This is a genomic window from Roseburia rectibacter (genome assembly GCF_014287515.2).
Taxonomy (GTDB): domain Bacteria; phylum Bacillota; class Clostridia; order Lachnospirales; family Lachnospiraceae; genus Roseburia; species Roseburia rectibacter.
Window position 1 is genome coordinate 3073342 of the sequence record NZ_CP092473.1, and the last position, 26066, is coordinate 3099407.

A 26066-nucleotide genomic window follows, 5' to 3' on the forward strand; every position below is an offset into this window, starting at 1 on the left:
TTTAAAATGCCTAGCTGCTTCATGCTAAAATTATAGTTTGTTTTACACCTTGCCTCTGTTACTAATTCATCACAATTTACTATACATTTCAATAATTCTATTTCTGATGTATGTAGAAGAACACTGCTTTTTTCTCTCAATATAAACTACAGCCACTCCCATTTTTTTTAATTCCCTTTCCGCATCTATATATACACTTTCCATACGATGATCTTCTCCTGCAATCATAACATCAAAACCATACTTGTAATAGGCTGCTATTTTATCTAAATCATTTTCAGGAACCACTTCATCAACATAGCGTATTGCTTTTACAATTTCCACTCTCTGTTCATAGCTCAAAATAGACGTTCTATTTTTTCTTCTAATCATAAAATCATCCGTTCCACCCCCCACAATTAAATACTCACACAAATCTTTAGCTTTTTATAAACGTCTATGTTAATGGTATCAGCAACAAACCTTTGATATGTATAGTTTGTAAAGTCTAATACATAGCCCCTCTCCATGTCAAACAGTCTCTCAAAGTAATCTTTCTCGATATATGTCATCTGCGCCATAGATTAATACCTCCATCGTCAAGAAAATATAAATATATTATACAATATTTTCCTACTATTGACATCTAAAATATTAACTATGGCATTTTTAGATGAAAAAAGAAGAAGCCCTTTTGTCACTTTAGACTTCTTCTTTTTAATCTTACAATAGTTCTTCAAATTCCTCCCGATACTTCCAGACAATCTCTATCCGCTTATCTTCATATACTATGACTTTCTCCACCATCTCCCTCATAAACTCTTCTGTCAATGTTTCGCTCGTTCCAGACCTTTTCACAAGATCTGCAACACATCGATAGTTTTTTTTCCTTTCCTCCTGCATATCAATCTGTTCAGAGACTTTCTCTATTTCTCTCCGTACTACTTCCTCCTGCCTGCTTAACTGTTCCTTTTCTTTTAAGAATACATCCTGCTTTACCATACCAGAACGGAACCGTTCGTACAGCTTGATTTTTTCAGCAGGAAAACGCTCTAAGCTCTGTTTCAGTCTATTTTCCTGCTGTTTCAACTTCTCCTGCTGCTTCTCAAAGAGCTCGGAAACAGGGATTGTCGCAAACAATCTACAATGTTTCTGCCAAATAGTCCTTATCGTCTGCTCAATCTGTTCTTTTTCCATACGAATCTCATTGCACTTTGCATTGTCCAGCAAATTTCTGCGTTTACACAGATAATAAGGTATCTTTGTTTTCCGCAGTTCTAACCGATTTCCACAGCATCCGCAAAAGACAATTCCTCGGCGGACAGCAGAACGGTCATAAACCGCTATTTTCCCTTTTCTGATACTGTCATTCGCCTTTTTGAAAAGTTCCCGACTGACAATCGCCTCGTGATGATCCGGTATCACAAGCCATTTTTCTTCCGGCTGTCTTACCTTCTGTTTACAGCCAATTTGGGTACGGACCGCCTTTCGATACACCATATCTCCCTGATATACCCGGTTATGGATAATAGAATGTATCTTGTTACGATTCCATATATCTGCTTTATAATGCCGGTTAAGCTGCTCTCCCTTTGCCTGCTTATAAGTCAGCCTGGTCGGCACTCCCTCTGCATTTAGTTCGATTGCCAAAGTTTTTGCATCTTTTCCATCTGCCAACTCCTGAAAAATACGCCGTATAGTAACTGCTGCCCCCTCGTCAACTTCCATTCTTTTACCATCTGATGACTTTTGGTAGCCATACACCATGCATCCTGCGTAATATTCACCCCTTTTCATGCAGGTTGTAACTCCGCTTTTTACCTTTTCAGACAAATCTCTGCTATACATCTCATAGATAAAATTCTTAAAAGCGACATCCATTCCACCCGTCTGTCCGAAAAAATTTTTACTGTCAAACCCATCATTGATGCTGATAAAACGAACACCCAAAAACGGGAAAATCTGTTCCAAATAATCTCCAACTTCCAGATAATTTCGTCCAAAACGTGACAAATCCTTTACGATAATGCAATCTATTTCTCCCTGCCTGCATGACCGGAGCAGCTCCTTTATCGCCGGTCTGTCAAAATTAGTGCCGGAATATCCGTCATCCACAAATTCCTTGATTTCTGCTCCCTGAAATTCTTCTCCTTGCTCTATAAAGGTATCTATGAAATTTCTCTGGTTACTGATACTTACACTCTCTGCCTTTTCTTCAGAATTGCATAAATCTAAATCTTCCATGGAAAGCCGGATATATTTTGCAACCATATATTTCTTCATCCTTGCTCCCGTCTGTCCGCTACAGCGGACACTCAAATCAGAGAGATTAAAATTCTCTTTCAATTTGCTCCCTCCTGCTCCATATCAGCTCTCTTTTCCAGTAAAATCCGATATTCATCCTCGAATCGAAATATAATATGAATACGCCCTTTTTCAAATACTTCTATTCGTTCTATTAGGGCATCCACCATATCTTTTGTAACCACCATCTGCCCGAAATACTGTTCTGCGGCGTGAGATAGTTCCAGATCCTCTCCATAAGTCTCCTGCATTTTATTCAAAAGCAGTTCTTTCTCTTTACGAGCCACCTCAAGTTCTGCAAGTGCAGCTTGATATTTATTTTTCAACATGAAATATTCCTGAACCGTAAGTAATTTATCTTTATAGTCAAGATAGGTGCTGCTTAATTTCTGCTGATACTGTGCCTCTTTTTGTCTTAAGTCTCTTGTCTCACTTTCAAGCACCATTCGCCTCTTTCCGATTTCAGCACTGTCATTTCTTGACCGAATTTCTTCTCTGCCTTCTAAGAATATTTTCAGATGTATCTGAACCGCTTCTAATACTGCTTTTTCCAGTTTTCTTGCACTGATATGCTTTTTAACACATCCCATTGCTCCATTTTCTCTGTAATTGGGGCAATAGTAGCTCATAGAATTGTAATTACCAACAGCACCTCCCATCGTGATACCACAATCCCCACAAAATATTTTGCCTTTAAACAAATTGTCACGTTTCGGATTTTCTTTTGCTTTTTCCAGATTATCTTTATACTCCTGCGCTTTCTTTTCATTAACCGCTTGTACTGCTTCAAAGAGTTCTTTGGATACAATAGGCTCATGGGTTCCCGGAACAATCACCCATTCCGACCTTGGAACATAATGTCTCTTTTCTCCCTTGTGCATAGCTGAATGTGTCTTGCCTCTTACCATGTTTCCCAAGTACACTTCATCACGAAGCATATCCTCTATGGCATAGATTTTCCAAAGAACATTACTCCCCTTCTCGTTCCTTACAATCCCTTTTTCATAGCGGTATGCACTGGGTGACTTTATTCCTTTTTCGTTCAAAATCTTTACAATACTGCAATATCCATAGCCCTCAGATCTCAGTCTAAAGATATAACGCACCACCTCGGCGGCTTCCTCATCCACTTCATATTTACCCTTAACTGTACTTGATTTCTTATAACCGTATGGAGCAACTCCACCGCCATATCTTCCTTCTCTTTTCTGAATTTCTATAGCAGAGCCTACTTTTCTGGAAATGTCCTTTGCATACACCTCATTGATAATATTTTTCAGCGGAATTTCTATCCCATTCGCTACTCCCCTGCCATCTTCAGAAGAAATTACGGCAAAAGTATCAAAGTGGTCTGTAACAGAAATGAACCGAATGTTTAAGAAAGGGAATATTTTTTCCAAATAATTTCCTGCTACTAAGTAACTACGTCCAAAACGAGAAAGATCTTTTACGATAATGCAGTTAATCTTACCTCGTTTCGCATCTTCCATCATTTTCTGAAAAGCAGGGCGTTCAAAATTTGTTCCACTAAATCCATTGTCGATATAAATATCAACCACTTTCATATCCGGCTTATCTTTTACAAAATCTTCCAAAAGCGCCTTTTGATTTTCCACTGTATTTTGATTGTTTTTTCCGCTATCTTCTTTAGACAGCCGAATGTAAAGTGCAACGGAAAAATCATGTGTTTTAACTTTTGGGGTCTGTTCCGATAATTTGTTCTCACTCATCTTATCTCTCGGAACCGGATGATTTCTGACTTTTCGTGCCATCAAATCACCTCCCGAACAGCCGTTTCCTGCTTGATTTCACCTACCAGTCCAGCTAATTGCTCGATTTCATCCTGATAGCGAAAGATAATCTCTATCCGACGATCTTCATACACATATATCTGACTGATAAACCGAACGAATAAGGAACGCTTTAACTCTATATCTTTGCTTGTCAAAAATTTCTCCATGAAACTTTCTTTTTCATATCTGCCATCTAATAGCATTCTTTTTTTCTTGCTCAATTCCGTAGCAGCCTTCTTAGTATCTTCTATTCTGTTATCTAATTCCTTCTTAAACAGCAGATACTCGTCCTGAGTAATTAGTTCATTTTTATAGTCCTCATAACATTCCAATTTTAAGCGATTATACTTTTCAATATCTCCCTTTATTTTTTCGGATTGCAGTACCATCATTTTTATCTTGTCTGAATTACAAGATTTTTTCCGTATGTACAGGATACTCTCCTGTAAATCAGCCAAATGCTTCAAATGAAGCTGCAATGTTTTTGTTACGGCAAGATTTAAGGCATTTTCACTGATTCTATGACTGCTACATGTATCTTTGTTCTTCTTATTTCCAGAGCAGACATAATATACATATTCAAAAGAACCGCTATATGCCTTCTTTCTTACCATACTGCATCCACAATCCGCACAAACCAGATAACCGGAATATATGGAGACCGCTCTTTTTCCTGCTGTTACCCTTGTATCTTTCTGTATAATATCTGAAATAATTTCAAAATCAGCTCTGCTTATGATTGCCTCATGTGCATTTTCAATCCGGATCCATTCTTCCCGTGGCTTCTTTTCCCGCACTTTGACTTTATAATTAGGGGTACTCTCCTTTCCCTGTATCAGAGTTCCCACATAGATCTCATTTGTCAAAACACGCATAACTGCCATTGCGGTCCACTTCGCCTTACTGTGTGTCTGGAACACCGTCTTATACCCGCTCCCCTGCTCCTTCTTGTATTCTGCCGGAGAAAGAATCCCTAGACTATTCAATTCATCCGCAATCGCCTGCTGGCTCATTCCGTCCATCTTCATACCAAATATCTCTTTTACAATTTCTGCTGCATAAGGATCAACAATCAGTTTATTTTTATCTTTCCCTCGCATATATCCGTAGACCGCAAAGGCACCAATAAATTCTCCACGTTTCCTCTTTACTTCTAAATGGCTTCTGATTTTAATTGAAATATCCCTGCAATACGCATCATTGATTAAATTCTTAAAAGGAATAATGATATTATTGGATGCCGCTGTATCATCAGCACTGTCAAAATTATCATTAATTGCGATAAAACGTACACCCAGTAAAGGAAAAAGTCTCTCAATATACTTTCCGACTTCAATATAGTTTCTTCCTAGTCGTGACAGGTCTTTTACAATGACGCAATCTATCTTCTTGTTTTTGATATCCTGTAGCATTCTTTGAAAATCAGGTCTGTCAAAATTCACGCCACTATAACCGTCATCAATATAGAAGTCAACAATCTCTATTTCCGGTTTACTATGTATATAATCTTCAATATATTCTTTTTGATTTTCAATACTGTTGCTTTGCAGCGTTTCACTCCCGGCAAAATCCCCATCCTCTTTGGATAAACGCAGATAACCTCCGCATAGATATGTTTTAGATAAGTTGTTTGATAGCATAAAAAAACACTCCTTATTCATATTAGCCAGAACAATCTGCTATAAAAATAAGAAGTGGTTTCTATTCATTTAGTCCTATGCATATATTAGCATAGAACTTTCCTTTTTCCAGACCTTTATAGCAATTTTCATTCTATATTCCATCTGCCAACTCCCGTAATCTTTGTTTCAGGCTGACTCCTTCTGTAAAAGAAGATTTTACTATTACATCTCCTACCATAAAGCAATACGGATTTTTAACATTTCTTAAAAAAGTTCTCATCTGCATTTCTTTATCCACATCGTCTGAATCATCTTCCGGGATTCTTGTTACATCTATGAGTCCATCTCGATTAACTGTTCGTATATCAACCGACTTCAGTTTTTCCCATTCTTCCATTTTTTCTCTCCACGAAGCAGCAAGCTGGCTTATCTCACTATATGACAGCCAGCTTGTTCGATATTCCTCTATAATCTTTTCATTTCTTCTATCGCTCTCATACATTCCCCAGCCCTGACAACCGCAATGCAAGCTGCTAAGGCCATAAGAAGCAGAGCACCTGTTACAGTACTCACTACGATTCCTATGATTTTCATTCTTCTTCCCGGTCTTTATCCATAAAATAACTGTCTGTTTTCTTCCTTATAATAAAGTCTTCCACATCCATAAGCCTGTCCGTGACCGGCATGGTCGGCAGGGTATTCAGAATTTCTGCCCGGTATCTGCCACGCAGGGATGCTCTGCTGTCTAAGATAGAAAATACCGCCGTGTCCTGTTCCCTGCGGATGCCACGCCCGAACCACTGTCTGAGTTTAATCAGCATTTCCGGGATGGTGATGTCCCTGCGGTATAAATCAAAGTCCTCATACTGGTTTCTCTGGTATTCCATGATCGGATCCGGCACGGGAAACGGCAGTTTTACCACGATCAGACTGGAAAGGATATCCCCTGCAAGGTCAATTTCCTCTCCGGCACTGTCACTGGCAAACAGCACTCCGTTTCCGCTCCTGCGGAAGCTACTTATTACATCCAGTCTGCCTCTGCCCATGAGAAACAGCGGATAATCAGAAAGCTGCTCCTTCAGACCATAAAACACCCTCTCCATGAGCCAATAGGATGTAAAAAGGATCAGGGTATGCCCATGAGTGGCAGACACTATCTGCACTATTTCCTCCATGATCGCCTGTATGTATCTGTCATCCCGGATATTCGGAAACGGCATACGCTCTGGTATATAGAGCAGACCGTTACTCTGAAAATCAAAGGGTGAGGGCTTGCTGGTTTCCATGATTCTTGATAAAGCTGCAAAGGAAAGCCCTGTCATTCTCTTAAAGTGCCCAAAATCCCCCCGGACTGACATTGTGCCGGACGTAATAATAACCGGTATCGGTCTGCTCCAGATGTCACGGAATAAAACCTGTTCCAGTTCCATTAGAACCGCACACAGGGCAAGCCTGCCGTTCTCCCTCTTTTCCATCCAGCAGATTGAATTTCCGCTGTTTAGAAATACGGTCAGCTTGTCCGTCAGCTCCTGACAACGCTTTTTCAGGCCCTGCATCCGCATTTTTTGTCCGCTGTTTTCCTGATAGGATAAGGGAAGCTGCTCTAAAGCCTTTGCCATGTGCCTTATGTAAATTTTTTCCATGGAACCTATCACTATTTCAATCCTGCTTCCCTCTCTGGTGTGGTTTCCTGCTAAATCTCCCGCCAGTCTGTCAAATATCTGTCTGTTATATTCCGCAAGCTGACTCCGCAATACAGTAAGTTCATCCATGCCTGTGGTTCTTCTGTTCACTTTACTCAAACCCACGATAAATTCCGCATCCTGCTCGTCCCAGACTATGCTGTACATCTGTCTTGCGGCATCTATCAGCTTGTGGGACTCATCAAACACCATTGCCCCATATCCCGAATTTTCTTAAAATTCATAAATCTACATAAAAGCGAATAAGGACATGACTTATTGCAGCAAAACACGTTGATTCTGCCTTTTACATAGGGTGTCAGCACGGCATCATCCAAATCAATCCTGTCAAATTCCTGCTCCCCAAGCCTTGCCAGTTCCAGTATCAGATTGGCATCCACTTCTCTCTGCAAATTTTTTATGGATGTCTCATATATCTTCAATCTGGAGTCACAGACATAATGCCGTTTTCCTTTCCGCACCACAAAAGATAATGGTTTGTCAATTACATGGTGCTCTAAAAGGATGCCGGATATCTGCGGTATGTATTCCTCTGTCAATGCTTTCTGCAGGGCTATAGTGGATGTTGATATGACTGCCGGAATCTTCTTATCTGAATAAATGTTATGTACCGTCAGTGCAAGGATATATGCGTGAGTTTTTCCTGTCCCCACTTCCGCCTCACATAAAGCCAGTTTGTTTTCCTGCAATGCCCGGAGCATTTCAAAAGAAAGTTCTTTCTGCTTTACCCTCAGATTCATTCCATGTTTCGGTAAAATCTCATCAAATAAATTAATAATTCTTCTGCACTCTTTGCCATCGTTACGCCTCCTAAAATTTCTTAGTGCCATAAAGCAGCACAGGAATAGGCTGGAAGGTATCGGTTTGGCTTTTTACTAACAAAAATGAGCTTCCATCCAGCCCATGATTTCTACTGCTTTATAAAAAGGTGCATCAGCCATCCTGCCGGTAAGCAGGCATCATAAAAGCCGCCCACATTCTTTCTCAAACGTGGGTGTGCATTTTCCCGTCACTTATGCGGGCCACTGGCGTGGAAGTATCATTATCTCCGACCGGTATCATCGCATCCTGCCCCACCACGGGCAGTAAAGCCACAGATATTTCTCGCTTGGAATAATCCGCATGGCGTACCCTGACTTGTGCTATCCGGCTCTACGGTCGGTCGGATGTGTGCCTGATACACAGATATGAAGTTGTCAAAGTGCAGTAAAAGGGGACTATTTTGAACAAAAGAAAACCCCTTCACCTAATTCGCCGCTAGGTAAAGGGGGCTGCCGAAAAAATTTTCATTTTATTTTAATATGGTAACGATAATTAGGAATTATCGGGTGAAAGAGGAGACTTTTATGTATAGATATATAAGTAATCAAGATAAGATTCTGGAAAATATATCAAATGACATAGTATCCGAGAAAAAAATGAGTATGATAAAGGGAGTTTCTGGTACTGGAAAATCCTTTTTATTAAGCTGTATTGAATCAAAGAATAAAGATACAACTATTATATATAGGTTAGAGGGCGATTACTATTTACGTTCGAGAGATTTTTATCCATTTCTTAAGTTTATCAATTCTATGTATCTTAATGATAAGACAATTGTTCAAAAAAAAATTATAGAAGATGGAGTAAAAAATACGACCAAGGAGTTAGGAAGTTGGTTGCCACTTGGAAATGATTTTCTATCATCCTGCATTACAGAACTCTCAACTATTAATAAGAAGAAAAGAGAATTTTATAATTATATTTTCGATAAGGAAGAATTGGATATTTTATTTCCACTTGAATATTTTTGCAGCAAAGAGAAAAAAATAATATTTTTGATAGACGATCTTCAATATTGGGATAAAAAATCACTAAGACTTTTATATACACTTATTCAACAGCAGAATAATGAATATGCTTTTCTAAAAAATTCACAATTTATCGGGACAATTAACATTGCGTATCCCAATTACGAGGAAGAACTGAATGGATTAATAAATCTAGCTGGCAAACAGGTATATGAATTAGATATATCGAAAAAGGATAACTACAAAGTCATTTTAAAACAGCTAGGGTTAGCTATTACATTGGATGATGATTTAGTTGAGGCATTATTTTCTATTACAGGTGGAAATTTGCAGCTTTCTTCCGATATTGTTTTATTGCTTAATGATAAAACAGAGGTAGAAAATACTATTAGAAAAATTATTGCTGATAAAAATCTAGGACATCTATTAATAGAGCGATTGAGTAAAATCAGTGAAAAAGGAGTTATGGTAAATGAAACATTGAAATATGCTTCCTTATTTGGTTCTTCTTTTTATTATCATGATCTGGAAAATGTTCTGGAAAAAAATGAAAGCTATATTAGAAATCTGATTGAAACAGCTCAAAGTTTTTGTCTTGTAAATGGAGCTTCTAATGGGGCATCCTTTATTCATGAACTTATCCGTGAAGCATATAAAAATGAAACGAAGGTAAACAAAGTAAAATACTATACGGGATATGCTAACTGTTTAAAAATGTTATATCCTGGCAATTATAAAGAAAGAGCAGAAAGTTTAAAGGATGCTGGTGAATATGAGAAAGCATATTTAGTATATATATTAGAGTTTTTTAAACAATTAAGGATAAATAATTCATGTTCTCAAGACTTGCGTAAGGAATTAGAACTTCCATATTATCTGTCAGATTTTGTTTTATCCATGGAAAAGGCATACAATTTATTTTTTAGCGAACGCTATGATGACTGCTTATTTGAATTAGAATCTATTGAAGATATAGTACCCTCTATACTGCTTGCTGAAAAATATTATTTAATGTCAATTACCTTAAGCAAATGGTTGGACACAGCGTCAAGGGAAAGAGCAGTTAAATGCATTGAACCCTTTTTGGTTATGTCGGTTATAAACGATGAAATTGAAGTATGGGAAAGAATTGTTTCAGCATACATAATTGCTTGTGTGCATAATAATGATTGTGATAAAGCTAGAGAGTATGAAAGTAAATTGCAAACAAGTATCGGAAAAAGAATAAACTTTGACATTGAAGCATCGTATAAATTAAATATATTGAGAAGAAAGGCATCAAGTTTATATTCTCCTCAACAGGCATTTATTGGGACCAGCAAAAGTAAGTCTTTTTTTGCACCAAAAGAAAAGGAAAGTTTACCTTTAAATCCAATCGAATATTATATGTCACTTAACAATTATTTAGCAACTTCATTGATGTCTGGAAAATATAATTTGGTAACAAACGAAGCAGCAGAACTTATTTCATTACCTCAGAAAATAAAGTATTTAAAATTTCCACGGTTTGAGATGCCCCTTAATAATGCTATTTTAATTTTTTACCTAAATCATAAAATAACGGTTGATGAAGCTAAGGAAAGATTTCAACAAATTATTGACACATACAATGTGGAAGATTCGACTGGCGTTATCATTAAAGTAAACCTTGCTATTTTCTATGGACTTTCCGGTGAATTCGTGGAATCGTTAAAAATTCTTGAAACACTTTATAATAAGATAAAATTTATAGAGAATTTGGAATTTTACTACAAATATCTTGTGGAGGTCAATTTAAGAGTTCTTCAATATTTAGAAGAAAACAAAGAATGCATAGAACTATTAGAGAATATACAAAAAGAATGTGCCGCCAAAGATGAACATTATTTGGAGGCACATGTAAAATGTATAATGGATTCTATAAAACAAGATGAAAAAATAAGTCCAATATCGTGGTATCATGCAGATATGGTTAATTCAAAAATGAAACACGATGATTGCTGGAAATACTATGGGCATATATATTTATTTGGCGAACTTGAATTCTGGAGCGAATCTTAATTTTTTAACTATCTAAATATGTAACAAATCGGTAATTATCTCGATATTGTTCTATTAATTCGGGATAATTCCGAGCCATAGTTTGAATGCTTGGCAAAATACATTTTATGCCATGTAAAATTTCTTTGTTACTAAGTCTATATACATTAGGACAAACATCCGATACAACAAGAGCTATTTTATGATTAATTTTCACTATGTAGAGTGGCCAAATTGCACACTTAAATGGTTTATTTACTCCTAATTTACATCCTTTATCGGATAAAAGTGGACACACATATTCATTTTTACTGTTCTTTTCCATTTCTAAGTAAAACAGTTTATTGGAACAATAATAATGATAGTTTCCATCTATCGAATTTTTCTCAAATTCCTTTTTTGTAAATCCAGGTGCATCCCAAACATCTTCATCTGTATAATGACAACAAATCAGACATTCTGCGCAAGTTTCTCTTTTTAAGATAGTGGTTATCATATTTCTCACCTTTCATCTCTAAAATGATGATGCAATTAGGCAGGCAATCAAATATTTATAATCCAATCCCAATTGTTCAAAAATAAAATGATAACTGCTTTTGAGTGTGTAATGCGGATTAGTGGAAATATCCGTAATATAAAACATTTTATTTGACTTAATGCGAAAATCCACACGTCCAAACCCTATTATACTTAGTAACTTTATTACTTTATAAGCAGTCTTCAATAGTTCATGTGACAACTCTGGAAATTTTTCTGAAAAATCAAAAAAAGTGTAATTATCAATAGAGCGATTATTATAATTTAAAATTCTATCTCCCATATATGGTTCAAAGTCTAAATTGATTCCAACTGGAAAAAATCCTAATGAATCCTTGCAACTAATAACAGGAGTCTCCGCCTCAAAACCTTCTATAAATTCTTCCAACAAAATTTCTTGGCGGTAACACGAACTCATTTCTTTTACTTTATTAAAAAAATGTGAATCATAATAACCTATATTATTCTCATCTATTCCGATACTAGATGATTCATAATTAGGCTTAATAATTAAAGGATATTTGAAATTCTCTGGTGATCCATTTAACCATCCATAACGAGCATCATATAGCCATGCTTGTGGAGTACTTATTCCATGTTGTTTAAGAATACAACTAGTGCGGTACTTATCTCTACACAAGCTAACAATATACGGATTAGAACCAATATACTTAACACTATATAAATCACATAAGGAAGGAATTAAGGATTTCCTGCCAATTTTTGTTCCTTTTTGAGCCGAATTTAAAACAATATATTTTGAAAGATTTTCTCGTGGGTTCGAAATGAAACTTATAAAATCTTCCTCATTAAAAAATTGTTTCACTTTAAATCCAATATTTTCTAGCGTCTGACGGATGAGATTTTGCTCTTGGTCAGAAAAAAACTCAGACTTAACTGAGTTATCAGAATAATCATTCGTATTATCAGTATGATTTTCGTTACTGGTAACCATGATTATTTCATATTTCTTAGAAATTTCTATTGCGGATTGAAACATAGCTTCGATCCGCTGTAACGCAGAAATGTATTTTGCCATATAAGATCTCCTTTTATTGACACAACAGACAAAGATAAAAAAATTATGGATGTTACTGTTTTTTTATTCCGTCTCCTCTTTCACCTGATAATTCCTAATTATCGTTACTATATTAATTATACAAACTTTCCCAATATTTAGCAATCTTAATATACCAAATTATCGAATTTTTCTCCTATATTTATCTTATTTCTCGGATGTCTTGTCTGCAGTATCTCTTTTTCCTTCTCAGTCGTTACATATGTATATATCTGCGTTGTGGTAATCGAAGCATGTCCCAGCATTTTTTGTATGTATCTGATATTCACGTCCTCCTCCATCAGATAGGTCGCAAAGGAATGCCGGAACATATGCGGTGTAATATTTATATCTGCCTGAATTTCACCGGCATATTTATGTATCATGCTCCTGGCTGATTGCTCAGACAGCGCATTTCCATAACGATTGACAAAAAAATATCCCTGCTTCTTTATCTCATCTTCAAAGTACTTTTTGTAGGCATTCAGTATAGACAGTACGTCATTATTTCCTATTTGAAGATATCGCTCCTTTCCTCCCTTGCCCTGAATACATAACACACCGTTTTTTAAGTCTACATATTTATTTTGCAAATGGCACAATTCCGAGATGCGCAGCCCTGTAGAAAAAAGCGTCTCCACTACTGCGATATCTCTTAAAATGATTTTTTTACGCCACTCTGAATATTCTTTAATACTTCTTTCCTTATAAAGATGATTCAGCAACTGCTCTATAATATCTCTCGGAATAATTTTGGGTAAAATCACTTCCTCCCGAAACTTTGTCTTTACTTTATGGAATGGATTTATCTCTATCAGTTCTTCTTCCTCTAAATAATGAAACAGTGCCTTCACGCTGGCAATTTTTCTCTTGACTGTTTTTTGCTTATACATACGGTGAAGGTATACAAGATATGCATTCAGCATTTCTTTATCTGGATTATTTTCTCCTATTACTGTAATAAACTGTTCCAAATCCGCCTTATATGCCTTTATTGTCTTATCATCAAGTTCCTTTTGAAATTTACAATAATTCAAATATTTATTGATTTCTTCTTTTAAAAGCATTGCAAAAACCTCCTGGTTTATTTTGTAGATAAGACATATAATAATATTTAGCATATATATCTGCAATCATACATTTTTAGTTGCCATATTCTTTATATTTTCAGCATGGTAATTGTCTTTATAATTGAATTACCATCAAGAATCTGCTGATTTATTATATAACTGATTATTGCCCCTTCATCTACTTAGCCAATAAATGAAGAGGCAATAGTTTACAATAATTTTCTCAATTTCTCTAAAATCTTATATTTTCGTGACTGTAAGGTTGTTCTGGCTATTCCTAATTTTTTCGCCAGTTCCACCTCACTGATCTCCTGGTAGAACAGGGCATGAATGATAGCTGTCTCCTCGTCTGTAAGTGTACGTAAGGCTTCGTTCAATTACTCCAGCATGACCGCCCGAACTGCCACATCCTCTACTTTCTCCGTTTCCTCTGCAAACTGCTTCTCTGCTTCCAGAAGCCGCTCATAAGAATCTTCCCTGCTGGGAATGACAATCATCTCTCCGGTTTCCTTATCCACCTTTGTATGTTCCTGCTTCAGATCATGGGTAAAGTATTTCTCCTTGCGCTGCCCTTTGTAATATGTCTCGTAAAGTTCCTTACTGACTTCAAAGATTTGTCCGTTCAATCCGATATAATATTTTTCTCTTTCTGCCATCTTTGACTTGCTCCTTTCCGATTTTGTAAATTTTCAAAATCGAAAAGGGCAGCGCCCGGATATTACACTTCATGAACTTCATGAAAAACAACGAGTGACACGCTTCGCGAGCCACTCTTATGTCAAACAAAAAAAGCAGTGTATGATGAAATTAACAAGCATTTTGGCATTTGCCTTTTTACTTGTTTCTTCCATATCTCATACACCGCTTTTTGAGCAGTACTTTTTATCAGTCTTCTCATGTTTACTGGGATATGCTGCATTTTCCTCCATTTTTCTTCTGTAGGTTACTGCGTATATCCCAAAGTATATGGCTTTCTTTTTTTTCTCCCTATTTTTGTAAAAAACTTCATTGTTACTTGTAACTTTTTGTTTTCAGGCAAAAAAACAGGTGCCAAAATCTGCTTGATTTCAACACCTGGGTTCCGCAACACACATATTACGACAGTCGCTCTTATTTCTAATACTATTTTCCAATATTATAAAGAAGCACTTTTATTCTAAAATAATTCTCTTTATCATCTATAATCATTTGACCGCTATGACGGTTGATAATATTTTCTACAATTCTAAGCCCTAATCCATGTTCATTCTTATCCCCTTTTGTTGTAAGATAATTCCGCCCCTGTTTTCTCAGATTGCCAGTATAGGGATTATCCATTTCCAAATACAAATTATTTCCAGACATTTTTGCCAGCAGTTTTATCTCTCTCTCTTCTATGTCTACTTTACTAGCTGCTTCAATCGCATTATCAAACAGATTTCCCAACAGACTGTATAAATCGACGTCCTCTAATTTCATATCATACGGAATCATGGTATCCAATTTTACGTTTATATGGTTCTTCTGCGCAACTGCCGCCTTGTAATTGACTATTGTGTCAAAAGTTACATTTCCTGTCTTTGAAAGATTATCCTCTTCTGTTAAAGTCTCTACACTTTGCTGATATAGTTCCCGTATCTTTTCATATTCATTTCGATTTAAATAGGATTCAATCAAAAGATACCTTTGCTTCATATCATGACGGTACTCCCGTGCCTGCTGCCATGTTTTACTCATTTCCTGAAGCTGAACCGCATAATTTTCCACCTGCTGCGTCAAGAACTGCCTTTCCGCCTGATACAATGCTTTTTCCTGTAATTCATTATAATTATAAAATGTAAAAAGATTTACAATCAATATCAATATGGATGCAAGCAATTTCGCCCATACATACTCATCTGTCAATGGTACAAACATCGCCATAACAATAAAAATACTGCTCACCGGCACAATAAACACCTCTAGCCAGTCCATATTTCTGATTACTATATTTTTATTCTTTTTCAAAAACAGCAGCGCAATCTTGATTTCAACAAACCAGACTAATTTTGATAAAATCGTATACATGATTGCGACATCTGTATTTCCCATCATATGTATAATATCTATGCCGCACAAAATTCCGATGAAGCAAACCATCACCTCTGACAGCATTCCTATCAGACACAAAAACAGAACCAGCACAAGTTTGATTCTAATAGAACCTTCATATAACCAGGTTAAAACGCCAAAAAAGGACACTGAAAAAATTACCATATTTAGCCATGACGGCAATTCAAAAAAATATGTAGTCACATTTGAAATAATATAAAAGGCTGCCCATACCATGACCTGTACCGCTGTTCCTGCCGGTTTTCGGTCAAATGCTTTTTCACATACATTTCTCTGCATAATCACTGTAAATATTTCTACCAATATTAATGCGATTGTCATTTTCCTTCCTCTCTCTCCCTATTTTCCAAGTTTCCTCATGTACATCAAACGTGTATTCTCCCTCTTTGCCCTGCTGATTTCCAATGATATGCCATTCTGCAGAACAACTTTGTCGTAATGGTACTCTTCTATATACCTCGGATTAACCAAAACGAATGATGTATCCTCCAGAAGTCCACCTGCTTCTTCCTCAAATTTATTTCTACATCATTCATTTTACCATAAAATGTACAAATTTTATCTATACAATATACATTTATAATTCTTTTTTCACTCATAAAATACATAATTTTATTCAGACTAATATTGTAGTATGTTTTGTTAGATTTAAAGGCAAATTTATCATCAATCTGTAATTTTTCGTAAACATCACTGATAAGCTTTTCCATTTGTGCATATGTAATAGGTTTATCAACAAATGCAAAGGGGTGTACGCTGATTGCTTCCTTACTGTATTGTTCAAAGGACGTGATGAAAATAATATTACAATTTACATCGCTCTCCCTGATCTGGCGTGCCGTCTCAATGCCATTCATCCCACCAAGTTCAATATCCAGCAGGATAATATCGAATTGTCCGCTCAGTTCTATTTCCATCAAAAGATCCATACCTGAATAACATTTTCTGATGTCTGCCCGGATTCCTATCTGATATGTAATTTGCCGTACCTGTTTTTCCTGTTTTTCAACCTCTTCTCTTATGTCATCACAAATACCTATCCTCAACATATTTCCTCACCACTTTAATCTTTGATACAACAAAAAAAGCCTAACACTCACACCGTGCAGGCTTTATATTACACCCATCAATTCCAATAACACTTTCCTCTGTTCTGCGCTCAACTGTTTCCATCTTGAAATCAGTTCTTTCTCTTCGTCTGTTAATTCAATTAGATTTCCATCTTCGCAGAAAAATTGAGATAACGTCATTTGAAATGCGTTGCATATTGCTTCTAATGTTGGAAAAGTCGGCGCATTGTTCCGGTTAAACATATTTGCCACTGTGGAATGCGACAAATTCGCTTCTTTAGCTAAGCGGTATTCCGTCCAACTGCGCTCTTCAATTAATTCACGTATTCTACCTTGTATATCCACCCTAACACCTACCCATCTGTGTCTATTATACTGCCCAATTTGATGGTATGATATGATGAATAAGTAGATATATTGTTGCCATTTTGGGTTGTATATTAAAGATTGCAAAGTAGCTTGTTCTAATCTTCTAATTCAACCTAATAATTTAAAAGTCAGAATAACCAACATATTCATTTTTCCCACTCTTTCGTCCTTTCTTCTGAAAGACAACGATATCGTGGATACACTGGCATATAATAAATTTCTGCAAAGCCGTTCACTCCATCAAGCAAAACCATTTCTTTTCCCCTGACCGGCACTTTATACATTTTTGATACATCCCAAAACATTTTCGACACCAGCAAAAACGGTTTTTCTATCACATCAGAAAACAGTGTATCCTGATTTTCTTCCAAAAAAAGAATGGTTCGCTCCGGTAACTTCGCCAATTCTCTTCTTTGAACTGCCTGATAATCCAGTCTCTCCATCCAGTTTCGGATCCTCGGCACCGGATTCCCTGTTTCTTCCCAATTCAGCCGATATTTTTTCAATTTTACTTTGGTTAAATCATGTAGTTTCACGTCAACTTGATTCATTTTTCTTACACGCATAAAAACGCAGCTCTTTCGCAACAAAAAATTGTTTTGAAAGTAGTGCGTTAATATCAGCTTATTGGAACTAAATATTCAGTTTTGATTTCGGATGTCCTTAAGTGCACCCAAATGGAAAATTTCGCCCTAGGGTCTTCAAATTAATCTACATGGATTACATCACCTTCGGTGAGAGCCATTCCGATTAATTTAATGACCGTGATTAATTTTTAGGTGGTTGGTGGCCTTAACATACATCAGCATATAATGGAATTTCCTCATTAAGAAATTTGTCAAATGTACAAGGAATTTCTAATACATCATTAGTTCCTATTTCAAACATCAAAATATTTCCATATGTACTTTTCCTTAAATCAATTCCAAAACAACGTCCAAGCCAATCATAACCAAAAATTTTAAACAAATTCTGGAATTCTGGATATGCTTCACTGACAATTTCTGTCCATTTCTTTACATTATCCTTTGAAAATGAATTAAACAGCCCATGTCCAAATCTTTTTCCACCTAATTGCATGATAAAATCATTATACAAATCTTCTGAGTACTCAATCACGATGTTCTCATTAAAAAACAACAAGAAATCTCTAATTATATCACTCTCCTTACTTTATCGTAAATTGTCCGAATACCGTTCCATCTGCTTAAAATAATATCACATATCTGCCATTTTCATCATATATTTTCGCCAACATTTTCCACTGCTGGCAGTTGGTACTCCATACCACTTTTTAACATTCCATATATAATACTGATTTACCTTCTTCTTTACGCTTCTCGTAATACGCACAAAAAGCTGGATGGGTGTACCCTTTGAGGATATCTGTATCATCTGAACCGCAAAAAAGTATATCGTCGCTTGCAATCTTCTATTACCTTGCTTGGTAGCCATATCCTTACCTTTACCGCTGGAGCGTTATGCAGATATCGGCATATGGCAGATCGAGGTTTTCTTCAAAACCTGTAAATCCATGCTGAACCTGATTGGAGAATGCCACAGCTTATCTTATGATGCACTGACAGCCCATGTGGCCATTGTGTTTACCAGATATATGTTACTTGCAATGGAGCAACGTCAAAATGAAGATCAGAGAACGCTTGGGAAGTTGTTCTTCCTTCTTGTCGATGAAATGGCAGATATTACTTTCAACAGATCACTTGGTATTCTGATGGCTGCCTTAATGGCAAGCCTTCAGGAAATCTTAAAGCTCAGTGACGAACAACTGACTGCTTTTACTGCTGATTTTGAAGCAAGATTACCAGAATATCTGCGCAATGCACTCCACCCAGAGATTGCAATGGCATAAATTACTATTTTGTTAGCTGAAATATTGAATTTTCAAGGTACGAACCCCATTTTAGGTATGAGAAGTCTTAGTATCTAATTTATAAGGTGTTACATATTAGTCACATTGAAATTGTAAATGTCCTCTCTTGGATTTTTAAATCCGCTAAACTCATCAACTTTTACAAGAGAAAATAAAAATCCTGAATTTGGATTAGGAAATCTTTTTTTTTCCTTTCTCAAAAAACCTTTTACTGATAATAAGTATTTTCCGGCAGGAACATCATATTTAAAATCTGAATATTGTATGTCACCATCCCCCGTCTTAAACGATATTGCTTCCCCACAAAATTCACCTTCATTGAATGTATAGAAGGAACCTATATCTGAAATCCAAAGTCCACCTTCTATTTTTAAATTAAATCCTTCAATCTCAAACTTTTGTTCCCACTCATCATTAAATGTATTATCATATCCTTCCAGTTTAATAAGATGTTGTCCCGAATTTATTTTCGAAATAGGAAACCAAATCCCTTCTTTTTGCATAGCTAAATATAATTTTTTATCCTTTTGAAATTTATGTAATAATTTTTTTGATCTAATTTTTTCTTTTTTCAAAAAATCTTGTAGAACTTCCATTGAAAATAAACAAATACCATAACTATATGTACTTAAAATCCTATCCATAGCACTTCTCCTTTTATATTAATAATTTACTTTTACAGAAGCTTTTTGTGCTTTTTGTGCTTCCTGTAATTCTCTTATTTTCCTCAATGCTTCCTGTGGTGTCAAGTCGTTATAAATCTTAGAATTCTTGCTAAATGGAACCTTTTAGATACCCCTTAACATCAATACTCTCATAAGCTTTGTCTCCTAGCTCCCAAAAATCTTCCAGTGTTCCCATAAATTTGCTTCCGTGGAAAGGTACTCCTTGCTCAATAAGAAGACGATGAAGTTTTTGATGAAGCGCCCCCGATCCAGCTGTCTCATATGGATACCATGAATATGCCGTCAGTTTAGCCCACTCCTCAATTCCTAATTTTTTCGCAACAGACCTTGGGAAAAGGTGATGCCCTAATCCAGTCTCTAAAAGATCTTTCCAGTCCAATCCAAACGGATCAAGTTCCCACATTGTATTAAAAACATACCCATACAATGTTGGATTTCCACCTGCCAGCCCTATCGGATCCTGTTGCGTATACTGACCAAGACTTGGATCATAGTAGCGGAAACGATTATAATACAGACCGATTTTCTTTCTTATCCTCATACTGCCCCTGGAAACGAGATGGAATAAAATTCTTTTTCACCTGTTTTTGCACCCCCCATAGAATATCTAGAACCAAAATACAATTACATAAATAATTTTTACTTTAGTCCAATAAGAACCTAACCTTTTACATGTCTCTCATGGAAAGTAATCCAACTATCCTTGCTTTTTAATGAATTAAATAAAGCTGTTTTCTGTAATGCTACATATATTGCCACTGCTCTCGCTTGACAATTAATTGACTTTTGTGGATTAAATTCTATGTCTGTAAACCACTGATATTCAGATATATTCAAGTCATAGCCAAAATTTTTTATTAAAGCAGAAATATATATATAATCATAAAATGCTGTTTTGGGCTCTAACGTCCATATTTCATCATTTCTCACAAATCCCACCAACTTTCCAGAATTACAGTGTCGTTCATCTCTCTTTGCCTGTTTCGGAGACACGTTTAACAAATCTAAATATGGTCCCCCATTCTCATATTGCTTTGCTGCTTGAAAAACATTTTCCAAAAAAATACCATCTAATTCCAAAGAAAATGCTCCTATCTCTTTTCCAACCCGTACCTCACTCTTGCTTGACACTTCCAATGCCTTTTCATGTTTCATTTCATAGATAGACTGATGTAACGCTCTAATATTTTTTTGTTTTTGTGTTATCGAAAATCCTCCACTCCACATAAAATCAAAATTTTCACATATAACAACATCATCTTGAACACTCCATGCAGGGCGTTTTGCCATATTGATAACCTCCTTTTTTCATAAATAATCTCTCGGTATCTCCAAGCCACTAAACATAAGGCTTTCAGATTCCATTTTTATTAAAATCCCCCACTTTTTATCAAAAAACACTTGATAAACAGCCTCAAAAATGCGGCGCATTGCGCCTGTTTAATCAGAAAGCATATTTGTTCTAGCACAGCCGGTAAATTTTTGATTGAAGGCGATTTTTATTGTCAGATAATTACATCTGTCATTTTAACTATCAAAACTTTCTTTTTGAAAATCTCTGTAAATATTATCCTGATCCAGATGCCATTTCCAGCGACACCTAAGACCTCATTGACCGTTTTAGGAACTTGGATTTTTCATACACAGATGAACTGATACTGAATAAATATTCCAAGTATGGTCCTGCCCTAAGAACTCCTTCCTGTATGCAGCATTCTTATCTTCTTTCCATTGATTTTAAAATTACATCTTTGACTGACTGGATTGTACAGCTTAAAATCTATCCGTTATCCCTGTCTGCAAAACTGGAAGAAAAATGAATCATGATGGTGTTGAAATTTCGAAAACAAGAATCAAGTTATGATGACCGTTGGCAAGCTACAAATATGGTTGTTCCTGTGAATCCCCATGTTCTGATTCAAAGTACGAAAGAACCGTCCATCTGGCTATGAAAGCCAATCCACGTCTTATAAATATACCGCCGCGTGGCAACGTAAAAGAAAAAAATACAATGCAAGAACTTCTGCTGAACGCTCGAATAAGCGTGAGAAAATAGACTTCAAATTAGAAAACGGCAGACACCGCTCTACTAAGATGTGGTACTGCCGCCTCTATCACATCCTGATGTTACAGCATCTGGATGCATGGAATCTGCCATTTGAATTTCCCTCAGAAAGTTGGTTTTGAATGTAGCATAATCCTATAGATATCATACCTTATTTTTCGGTATAACAACAGTACTATGTCTATTTCTTGTACTCTTATTTTCAATTTCGGATAATATTTACTTGTCAAACTTCAATGCCAGAGTTTCGCTGGCATAATCAATCAGAATTCGGAGACATCATATAATGTATTTTTTATCAGTTTTACTTTTTTAAAATAGTTTCTACATTCACTCAAGTCCAACTATAAGATTAGCTATTTTATTCATCAAAAAGCTCTAATGCTTGTTCCTGTAATTTCATTCCAATATCCTCAAGCTCTCTCAGCTCTTTTTCACTAAAACCACTATTAAAGCAAAACGCACCAAAAATATCGACCATTGCCATCGCTAATTTTTTAGGTACTAATGACTTTCCTTTGTAATACTCTATTGCAAAGGAAAGTGCTTCTTGCACTTGTCCTAGCATTTCCCTGTCCAATTCTCGAAATGCTCTTAATTTCACTGGAACAGATTCCTCACTTACCAATCCAGTATATATAGTCTCTATAGCCTGCTCTATATCCATAAAAATACTCCTTTAGAAATCTCTATAATCACACTCTTCAATAACTTCAACCATTTTATATACTTATAAAATATAGTAACTCACTCTTCTATTTCTTATAAATTCATAAAACAATTACCTCTTTTTATAAGAATTTAACCATAATCAAATTTCCACATACTCTTCTTTTTTACTTTGTAAACTTCTCTAATATTTCATACTAAAAATACATTCAATAATATATTTTCAGTTAACCTGGACACGTTATTGTCAACTTATTTGCAGGTACTCTTCCTTCAACTAATACCTCTTTAGACGAAACAGCATTTGAATATGGTCTTCCTCTCTTCAATCCCGCTGCACGTGCCTTTTCTGGAGTAGAAACATCTATAATGTTTTTATTCCCTAAAACATCTGGAATAACATCATCCGTATCAAACATAACTATCCTTTGCCCTGGTTCATTCCATTTTTCAATTACCTTAGGATCTGTTGTCGTTGATATAAATTGTGCGCCATTATGTCTGCTTCCATTCATAAGATGTCCCGCAATACTCATATTTCTTCCTGGTAATTTAGCTGATAAACCATCAGATACAACTTCGTCAGGACGTAAATTTCTCCAAACTTTAAAAAGTCCCAATAAATCCAGTTCAATATTTGTATCACAAACATATCCATACAGAGTTGGATTACCACCTGCCAATCCAATCGGATCCTGCTGCGTATAACATCCTTCCTCTGGCGAATAATACCGGAAACGATTATAATACAATCCCGTCTCTTCATCCTCATACTGCCCCTGGAAACGAAATGGAATAAAATTCTTTTCACCTAATGCTTCCTCCGTTTTTACACGCCCATAGATATTCAGATTTCTTTCCCAAACTTTCTTTCCCTCTTCATCATAGGCTTCCACTGGAGTTCCCAGATAGTCACTTATAATACTGTAATTCCCATCCTTGGTGATTTTTCCTCTGGGAATAAAGTCATCCTGAAATACACATGTAATCAGATTATCCGGTATATTTTCTCCCTGCCCTGCTTCTTTTTTTGCTTTTTCCTCCTCTCGTTTTTCCAGCTTCAAAATATAATCCGCTTTGAAATCTACTTTATTTTCAGTTTTCCTTCTGCCCACTGTGCATTTCTCTTCCCATTCATGAAACAAGTTGTTTCCATTCCACAGGAATCTTATTACTTTTTGCTGCCTTCCCTCTGATACTCCTTTACTATGTATACTGGTTACTGACTTTTCAATCCTCCTGCCAAAAGTATCATATTGGAAGCTGACACAGCTTTTGTCCGGTCTGGTTACTTCCCGGAGCATGCCGTTTCCAAAATAAAGGTACGTCCATGTACCTCCATCCGGTTCTATTTTCTTCGCCAGATTTCCCTCTTCATCATAGAAAAATTGCCTGCCCTTGGTTATAAGCTTCCCATATCCTCCCTGATATTTGTTCCGCTTTTCCTTCAAGTTAATACAGGATTTCTCTAAGCGGCTGCCCGCTCCGTAAATACGATCACTGCAATCTTTTGTTTCATACAGATTTCCTACAATATCTGTACTTCTAAAAATTGTCTCAAAACCAGATTCTTTTGCACTTACTAAGTTACTAAACTGATCATAAGAATACACTGTTGTTCCTTTTGTCAGTCCATTCGTAACCTCCTTATTTAGTCAAGCGTTTTTCCCTTTAAAAACAAGGTTTTATTATTGTTTACTCCCTGATAAATGAGTCAAAGTAATGAACATTTCTCAGTAACTCATATAAAAATAGTGATATCAGGATTTATGAAGTAAAACATCGCTGTTTCTCGTTTTGCATGACCTTGTGTACACCTTTCCCTCTGCGGCAACATACCTCCCGTGTCTACAAGGATTACCTCACTTTTCCGGAGAATCCCTCGCTTACTTCATTCCACCTGTTCATAACCAAGAGGGCAACTTAACTCCTTTACAGAATTCTACCTCTTTAACTGGTAATTTATTTTCTTACCTATACTTCTTTAAAATCAATTAACAAACCATTTCTCTTGCATATATCTACGAACAATTCACTTACAACAAAATTTGTAATACTTTCTTTATCTTTCGCAATAAAAAATTCCTCTTCAATATCTCTTCTAAACTTTATAAAATTTAACACTCTCTCACCATCACTTAATGTACGATATGTTGATGCTTCTTTATCTATTATAGGTATACGTAGTATGATTTTAGCGGCATACCATTCTAAACTAACGTCTTGACAAACTAATCTACAAGAAAAAAACTTCATTTCTTCTCTCAATAAATTTCCAATTTTTTCAACAAATCGCTTAGAAAACAACAATGCAGATGGGCAAAAAATATAATCTGTTTTCTCAATATTTTCCAGTGTATAACCAGTGCCCGCAACAAACTCCAATCTTCTTCTTTTTATTTTTTCTTCATTTCCTATGTCCAATCTAAAAAATGAAAAAATTTCATCATCATTTTTTTTAAATCCTGCCATACAATCAGGATGATTTAGAGTTGTATTTATTTTATATAATTTTAATGACATTTTATCACTCCTTTTTTTAAATTTTTTTTAACTTCGCTTTGTAACATTCTAATTTCTTTTTGAATTTTCCTCTTTCCCCAATTGTTTTCTTTAGCAAGCATGCTAATTGTATCCAATTCTTGACTAATATATTGATTGTACTCACTATGAACATTGTTCCATCCCACATGGATTCCATTTCTTTATAAATCGCACCCCACTACCATTTCAGGTGCATTGTACAAAAAATACTCCAACATCATTTGCTTTTTCCTCTTTACTTAAAAATAGATAACCTATTGCATCATCTAAATAGAAGATATCTTGAAATTCTTCTGGAAAATCTCCTCCATATATCTGCATGCAAAATTGATAGGAGGCAAGTTCTAACTTTTCTTCTTGTAAAAATACAGGATTTGCACCAAAAAGAGAGCCATAATAACCATCAAATTCATTCATTTCTTTATCAATTACTATTTCTCTTGCTGAAATCAAAAAATCCGCATCATTTCTTGGAGAAGCAACAGAATGTAAAATTACTTTTGTATATCCGTTTTTTATATTCTGAAGTTCTTCTATATCACCGTTATAAACGATCGAGTCCAAAAAATAATCTTCTCTATTATAAGTAGTAAATACAGAAATAACCTGATCCTTCGGATAATTAAATTGAAGAGTTGAATTTAAAAAATTTGTAGGTATATTAAAAATAAAAACCATTTTTTCTCCATTAGGATTAGTAGGCCACTCTACATCAGGAGGTAAAAAACTTTTTCCTCCAATACGCAAAATATTCAATTCGTTATCTACCTTTTCAAATCTTACTAAGTTTGACATTGCATTTATTCT

Annotated in this window: 27 protein-coding genes and 1 pseudogene; 2 read left to right on the plus strand and 26 right to left on the minus strand. The window is 35.8% G+C overall.

The genetic code is table 11. From position 1 onward, the window contains the following. Positions 1–69: 69 nt before the first annotated feature. The 8 genes from H8S51_RS14195 to H8S51_RS14230 form a co-directional block, all read right to left on the minus strand. On the minus strand, positions 70–372 hold the full coding sequence (locus H8S51_RS14195; protein ID WP_241070735.1) for a nucleotidyl transferase family protein: 303 nt from the start codon (positions 370–372) through the stop codon (positions 70–72). Positions 373–398: 26 nt separating this feature from the next. After that, positions 399–560: a hypothetical protein gene (locus tag H8S51_RS14200; RefSeq protein ID WP_158570882.1), complete on the minus strand. Its 162-nt coding sequence runs from the start codon at positions 558–560 to the stop codon at positions 399–401. 142 nt (positions 561–702) lie between these two features. Beyond that, positions 703–2325 carry a recombinase family protein gene (locus tag H8S51_RS14205; RefSeq protein ID WP_186899629.1) on the minus strand — a complete coding sequence of 541 codons (1623 nt, stop codon included), beginning with the start codon at positions 2323–2325 and terminating at the stop codon, positions 703–705. Further along, on the minus strand, positions 2322–4055 hold the full coding sequence (locus tag H8S51_RS14210; protein WP_186899628.1) for a recombinase family protein: 1734 nt from the start codon (positions 4053–4055) through the stop codon (positions 2322–2324). Before H8S51_RS14210 ends, H8S51_RS14205 begins: the two co-directional genes overlap by 4 nt. Further along, entirely contained in the window at positions 4055–5716 is a 1662-nt protein-coding gene (locus tag H8S51_RS14215) for a recombinase family protein (RefSeq protein ID WP_186899627.1), read from the minus strand. Before H8S51_RS14215 ends, H8S51_RS14210 begins: the two co-directional genes overlap by 1 nt. 133 nt (positions 5717–5849) lie before the next feature. Then, the gene (locus H8S51_RS14220; RefSeq protein ID WP_118210479.1) at positions 5850–6095 is read right to left on the minus strand and encodes a DUF6870 family protein; all 246 of its coding nucleotides are present in this window, start codon (positions 6093–6095) and stop codon (positions 5850–5852) included. 193 nt (positions 6096–6288) lie between these two features. Next, entirely contained in the window at positions 6289–7593 is a 1305-nt protein-coding gene (locus H8S51_RS14225; protein ID WP_241070736.1) for an ATP-dependent DNA helicase, read from the minus strand. After that, positions 7566–8231: an ATP-dependent DNA helicase gene (locus tag H8S51_RS14230; protein ID WP_241070737.1), complete on the minus strand. Its 666-nt coding sequence runs from the start codon at positions 8229–8231 to the stop codon at positions 7566–7568. The genes H8S51_RS14225 and H8S51_RS14230 overlap by 28 nt, the downstream gene beginning before the upstream one ends. A 516-nt stretch (positions 8232–8747) precedes the next feature. Here H8S51_RS14230 and H8S51_RS14235 point away from each other — a divergent pair. After that, complete coding sequence (locus tag H8S51_RS14235) at positions 8748–11231, plus strand: hypothetical protein (RefSeq protein WP_118772532.1); 2484 nt, start codon at positions 8748–8750, stop codon at positions 11229–11231. 4 nt (positions 11232–11235) lie between these two features. On the opposite strand, the gene H8S51_RS14240 is transcribed toward H8S51_RS14235, so the two are convergent. From H8S51_RS14240 to H8S51_RS14285, 10 genes are all read right to left on the minus strand, one after another. Further along, positions 11236–11706: a hypothetical protein gene (locus H8S51_RS14240; RefSeq protein WP_186899625.1), complete on the minus strand. Its 471-nt coding sequence runs from the start codon at positions 11704–11706 to the stop codon at positions 11236–11238. 18 nt (positions 11707–11724) lie between these two features. Then, entirely contained in the window at positions 11725–12786 is a 1062-nt protein-coding gene (locus H8S51_RS14245) for a D-alanine--D-alanine ligase family protein (RefSeq protein WP_055194824.1), read from the minus strand. Between the two features lie 146 nt (positions 12787–12932). Continuing rightward, complete coding sequence (locus H8S51_RS14250; RefSeq protein ID WP_186899624.1) at positions 12933–13871, minus strand: tyrosine-type recombinase/integrase; 939 nt, start codon at positions 13869–13871, stop codon at positions 12933–12935. A 212-nt stretch (positions 13872–14083) separates the two neighbouring features. Continuing rightward, complete coding sequence (locus tag H8S51_RS14255; protein WP_241070738.1) at positions 14084–14251, minus strand: sigma factor-like helix-turn-helix DNA-binding protein; 168 nt, start codon at positions 14249–14251, stop codon at positions 14084–14086. After that, entirely contained in the window at positions 14252–14530 is a 279-nt protein-coding gene (locus H8S51_RS14260; RefSeq protein WP_241070739.1) for a hypothetical protein, read from the minus strand. 466 nt (positions 14531–14996) lie between these two features. After that, complete coding sequence (locus H8S51_RS14265; RefSeq protein ID WP_186899623.1) at positions 14997–16286, minus strand: sensor histidine kinase; 1290 nt, start codon at positions 16284–16286, stop codon at positions 14997–14999. Positions 16287–16414: 128 nt separating this feature from the next. Next, a complete protein-coding gene (locus tag H8S51_RS14270; protein WP_241070740.1) occupies positions 16415–17014 on the minus strand; it encodes a LytR/AlgR family response regulator transcription factor in 600 nt (199 codons plus the stop codon). Between the two features lie 63 nt (positions 17015–17077). After that, positions 17078–17380, minus strand: coding sequence for a helix-turn-helix domain-containing protein (locus H8S51_RS14275; protein ID WP_241070741.1), 303 nt, complete (start codon positions 17378–17380; stop codon positions 17078–17080). Between the two features lie 170 nt (positions 17381–17550). Next, positions 17551–17970 (minus strand): hypothetical protein, encoded by a 420-nt coding sequence (locus tag H8S51_RS14280; RefSeq protein ID WP_118772529.1) that lies wholly within the window; start codon positions 17968–17970, stop codon positions 17551–17553. A 226-nt stretch (positions 17971–18196) separates the two neighbouring features. After that, positions 18197–18523, minus strand: a complete 327-nt coding sequence (locus H8S51_RS14285; RefSeq protein ID WP_227970751.1) for a hypothetical protein — start codon at positions 18521–18523, stop codon at positions 18197–18199. A 379-nt stretch (positions 18524–18902) separates the two neighbouring features. On the opposite strand from H8S51_RS14285, the pseudogene H8S51_RS14290 reads away from it, so the two are divergent. Beyond that, a pseudogene (locus H8S51_RS14290) lies at positions 18903–19274 on the plus strand (IS4 family transposase); the annotation flags it as partial. An 89-nt stretch (positions 19275–19363) separates the two neighbouring features. Here the strand turns inward: H8S51_RS14290 and H8S51_RS14295 are convergent. The 8 genes from H8S51_RS14295 to H8S51_RS14325 all read right to left on the minus strand — a co-directional run bounded on the left by H8S51_RS14295 (position 19364) and on the right by H8S51_RS14325 (position 26054). Further along, positions 19364–19939, minus strand: coding sequence for a hypothetical protein (locus H8S51_RS14295; protein WP_241070743.1), 576 nt, complete (start codon positions 19937–19939; stop codon positions 19364–19366). 130 nt (positions 19940–20069) lie between these two features. Then, positions 20070–20522: an RHS repeat-associated core domain-containing protein gene (locus H8S51_RS14300; protein ID WP_241070744.1), complete on the minus strand. Its 453-nt coding sequence runs from the start codon at positions 20520–20522 to the stop codon at positions 20070–20072. 119 nt (positions 20523–20641) lie between these two features. After that, positions 20642–21271, minus strand: a complete 630-nt coding sequence (locus H8S51_RS14305; protein WP_006859662.1) for a DarT1-associated NADAR antitoxin family protein — start codon at positions 21269–21271, stop codon at positions 20642–20644. Between the two features lie 1136 nt (positions 21272–22407). After that, positions 22408–22713 carry a hypothetical protein gene (locus H8S51_RS14310; RefSeq protein ID WP_015520303.1) on the minus strand — a complete coding sequence of 102 codons (306 nt, stop codon included), beginning with the start codon at positions 22711–22713 and terminating at the stop codon, positions 22408–22410. Between the two features lie 229 nt (positions 22714–22942). Beyond that, positions 22943–24328, minus strand: a complete 1386-nt coding sequence (locus H8S51_RS14315) for an RHS repeat domain-containing protein (RefSeq protein WP_186899622.1) — start codon at positions 24326–24328, stop codon at positions 22943–22945. A 361-nt stretch (positions 24329–24689) separates the two neighbouring features. Further along, a complete protein-coding gene (locus H8S51_RS14320) occupies positions 24690–25238 on the minus strand; it encodes a hypothetical protein (RefSeq protein WP_186899621.1) in 549 nt (182 codons plus the stop codon). Beyond that, on the minus strand, positions 25229–25405 hold the full coding sequence (locus H8S51_RS18530; protein WP_117922698.1) for an AHH domain-containing protein: 177 nt from the start codon (positions 25403–25405) through the stop codon (positions 25229–25231). The genes H8S51_RS14320 and H8S51_RS18530 overlap by 10 nt, the downstream gene beginning before the upstream one ends. Positions 25406–25445: 40 nt before the next feature. Further along, a complete protein-coding gene (locus H8S51_RS14325; protein WP_118489525.1) occupies positions 25446–26054 on the minus strand; it encodes a DUF1963 domain-containing protein in 609 nt (202 codons plus the stop codon). Positions 26055–26066: the final 12 nt, after the last annotated feature.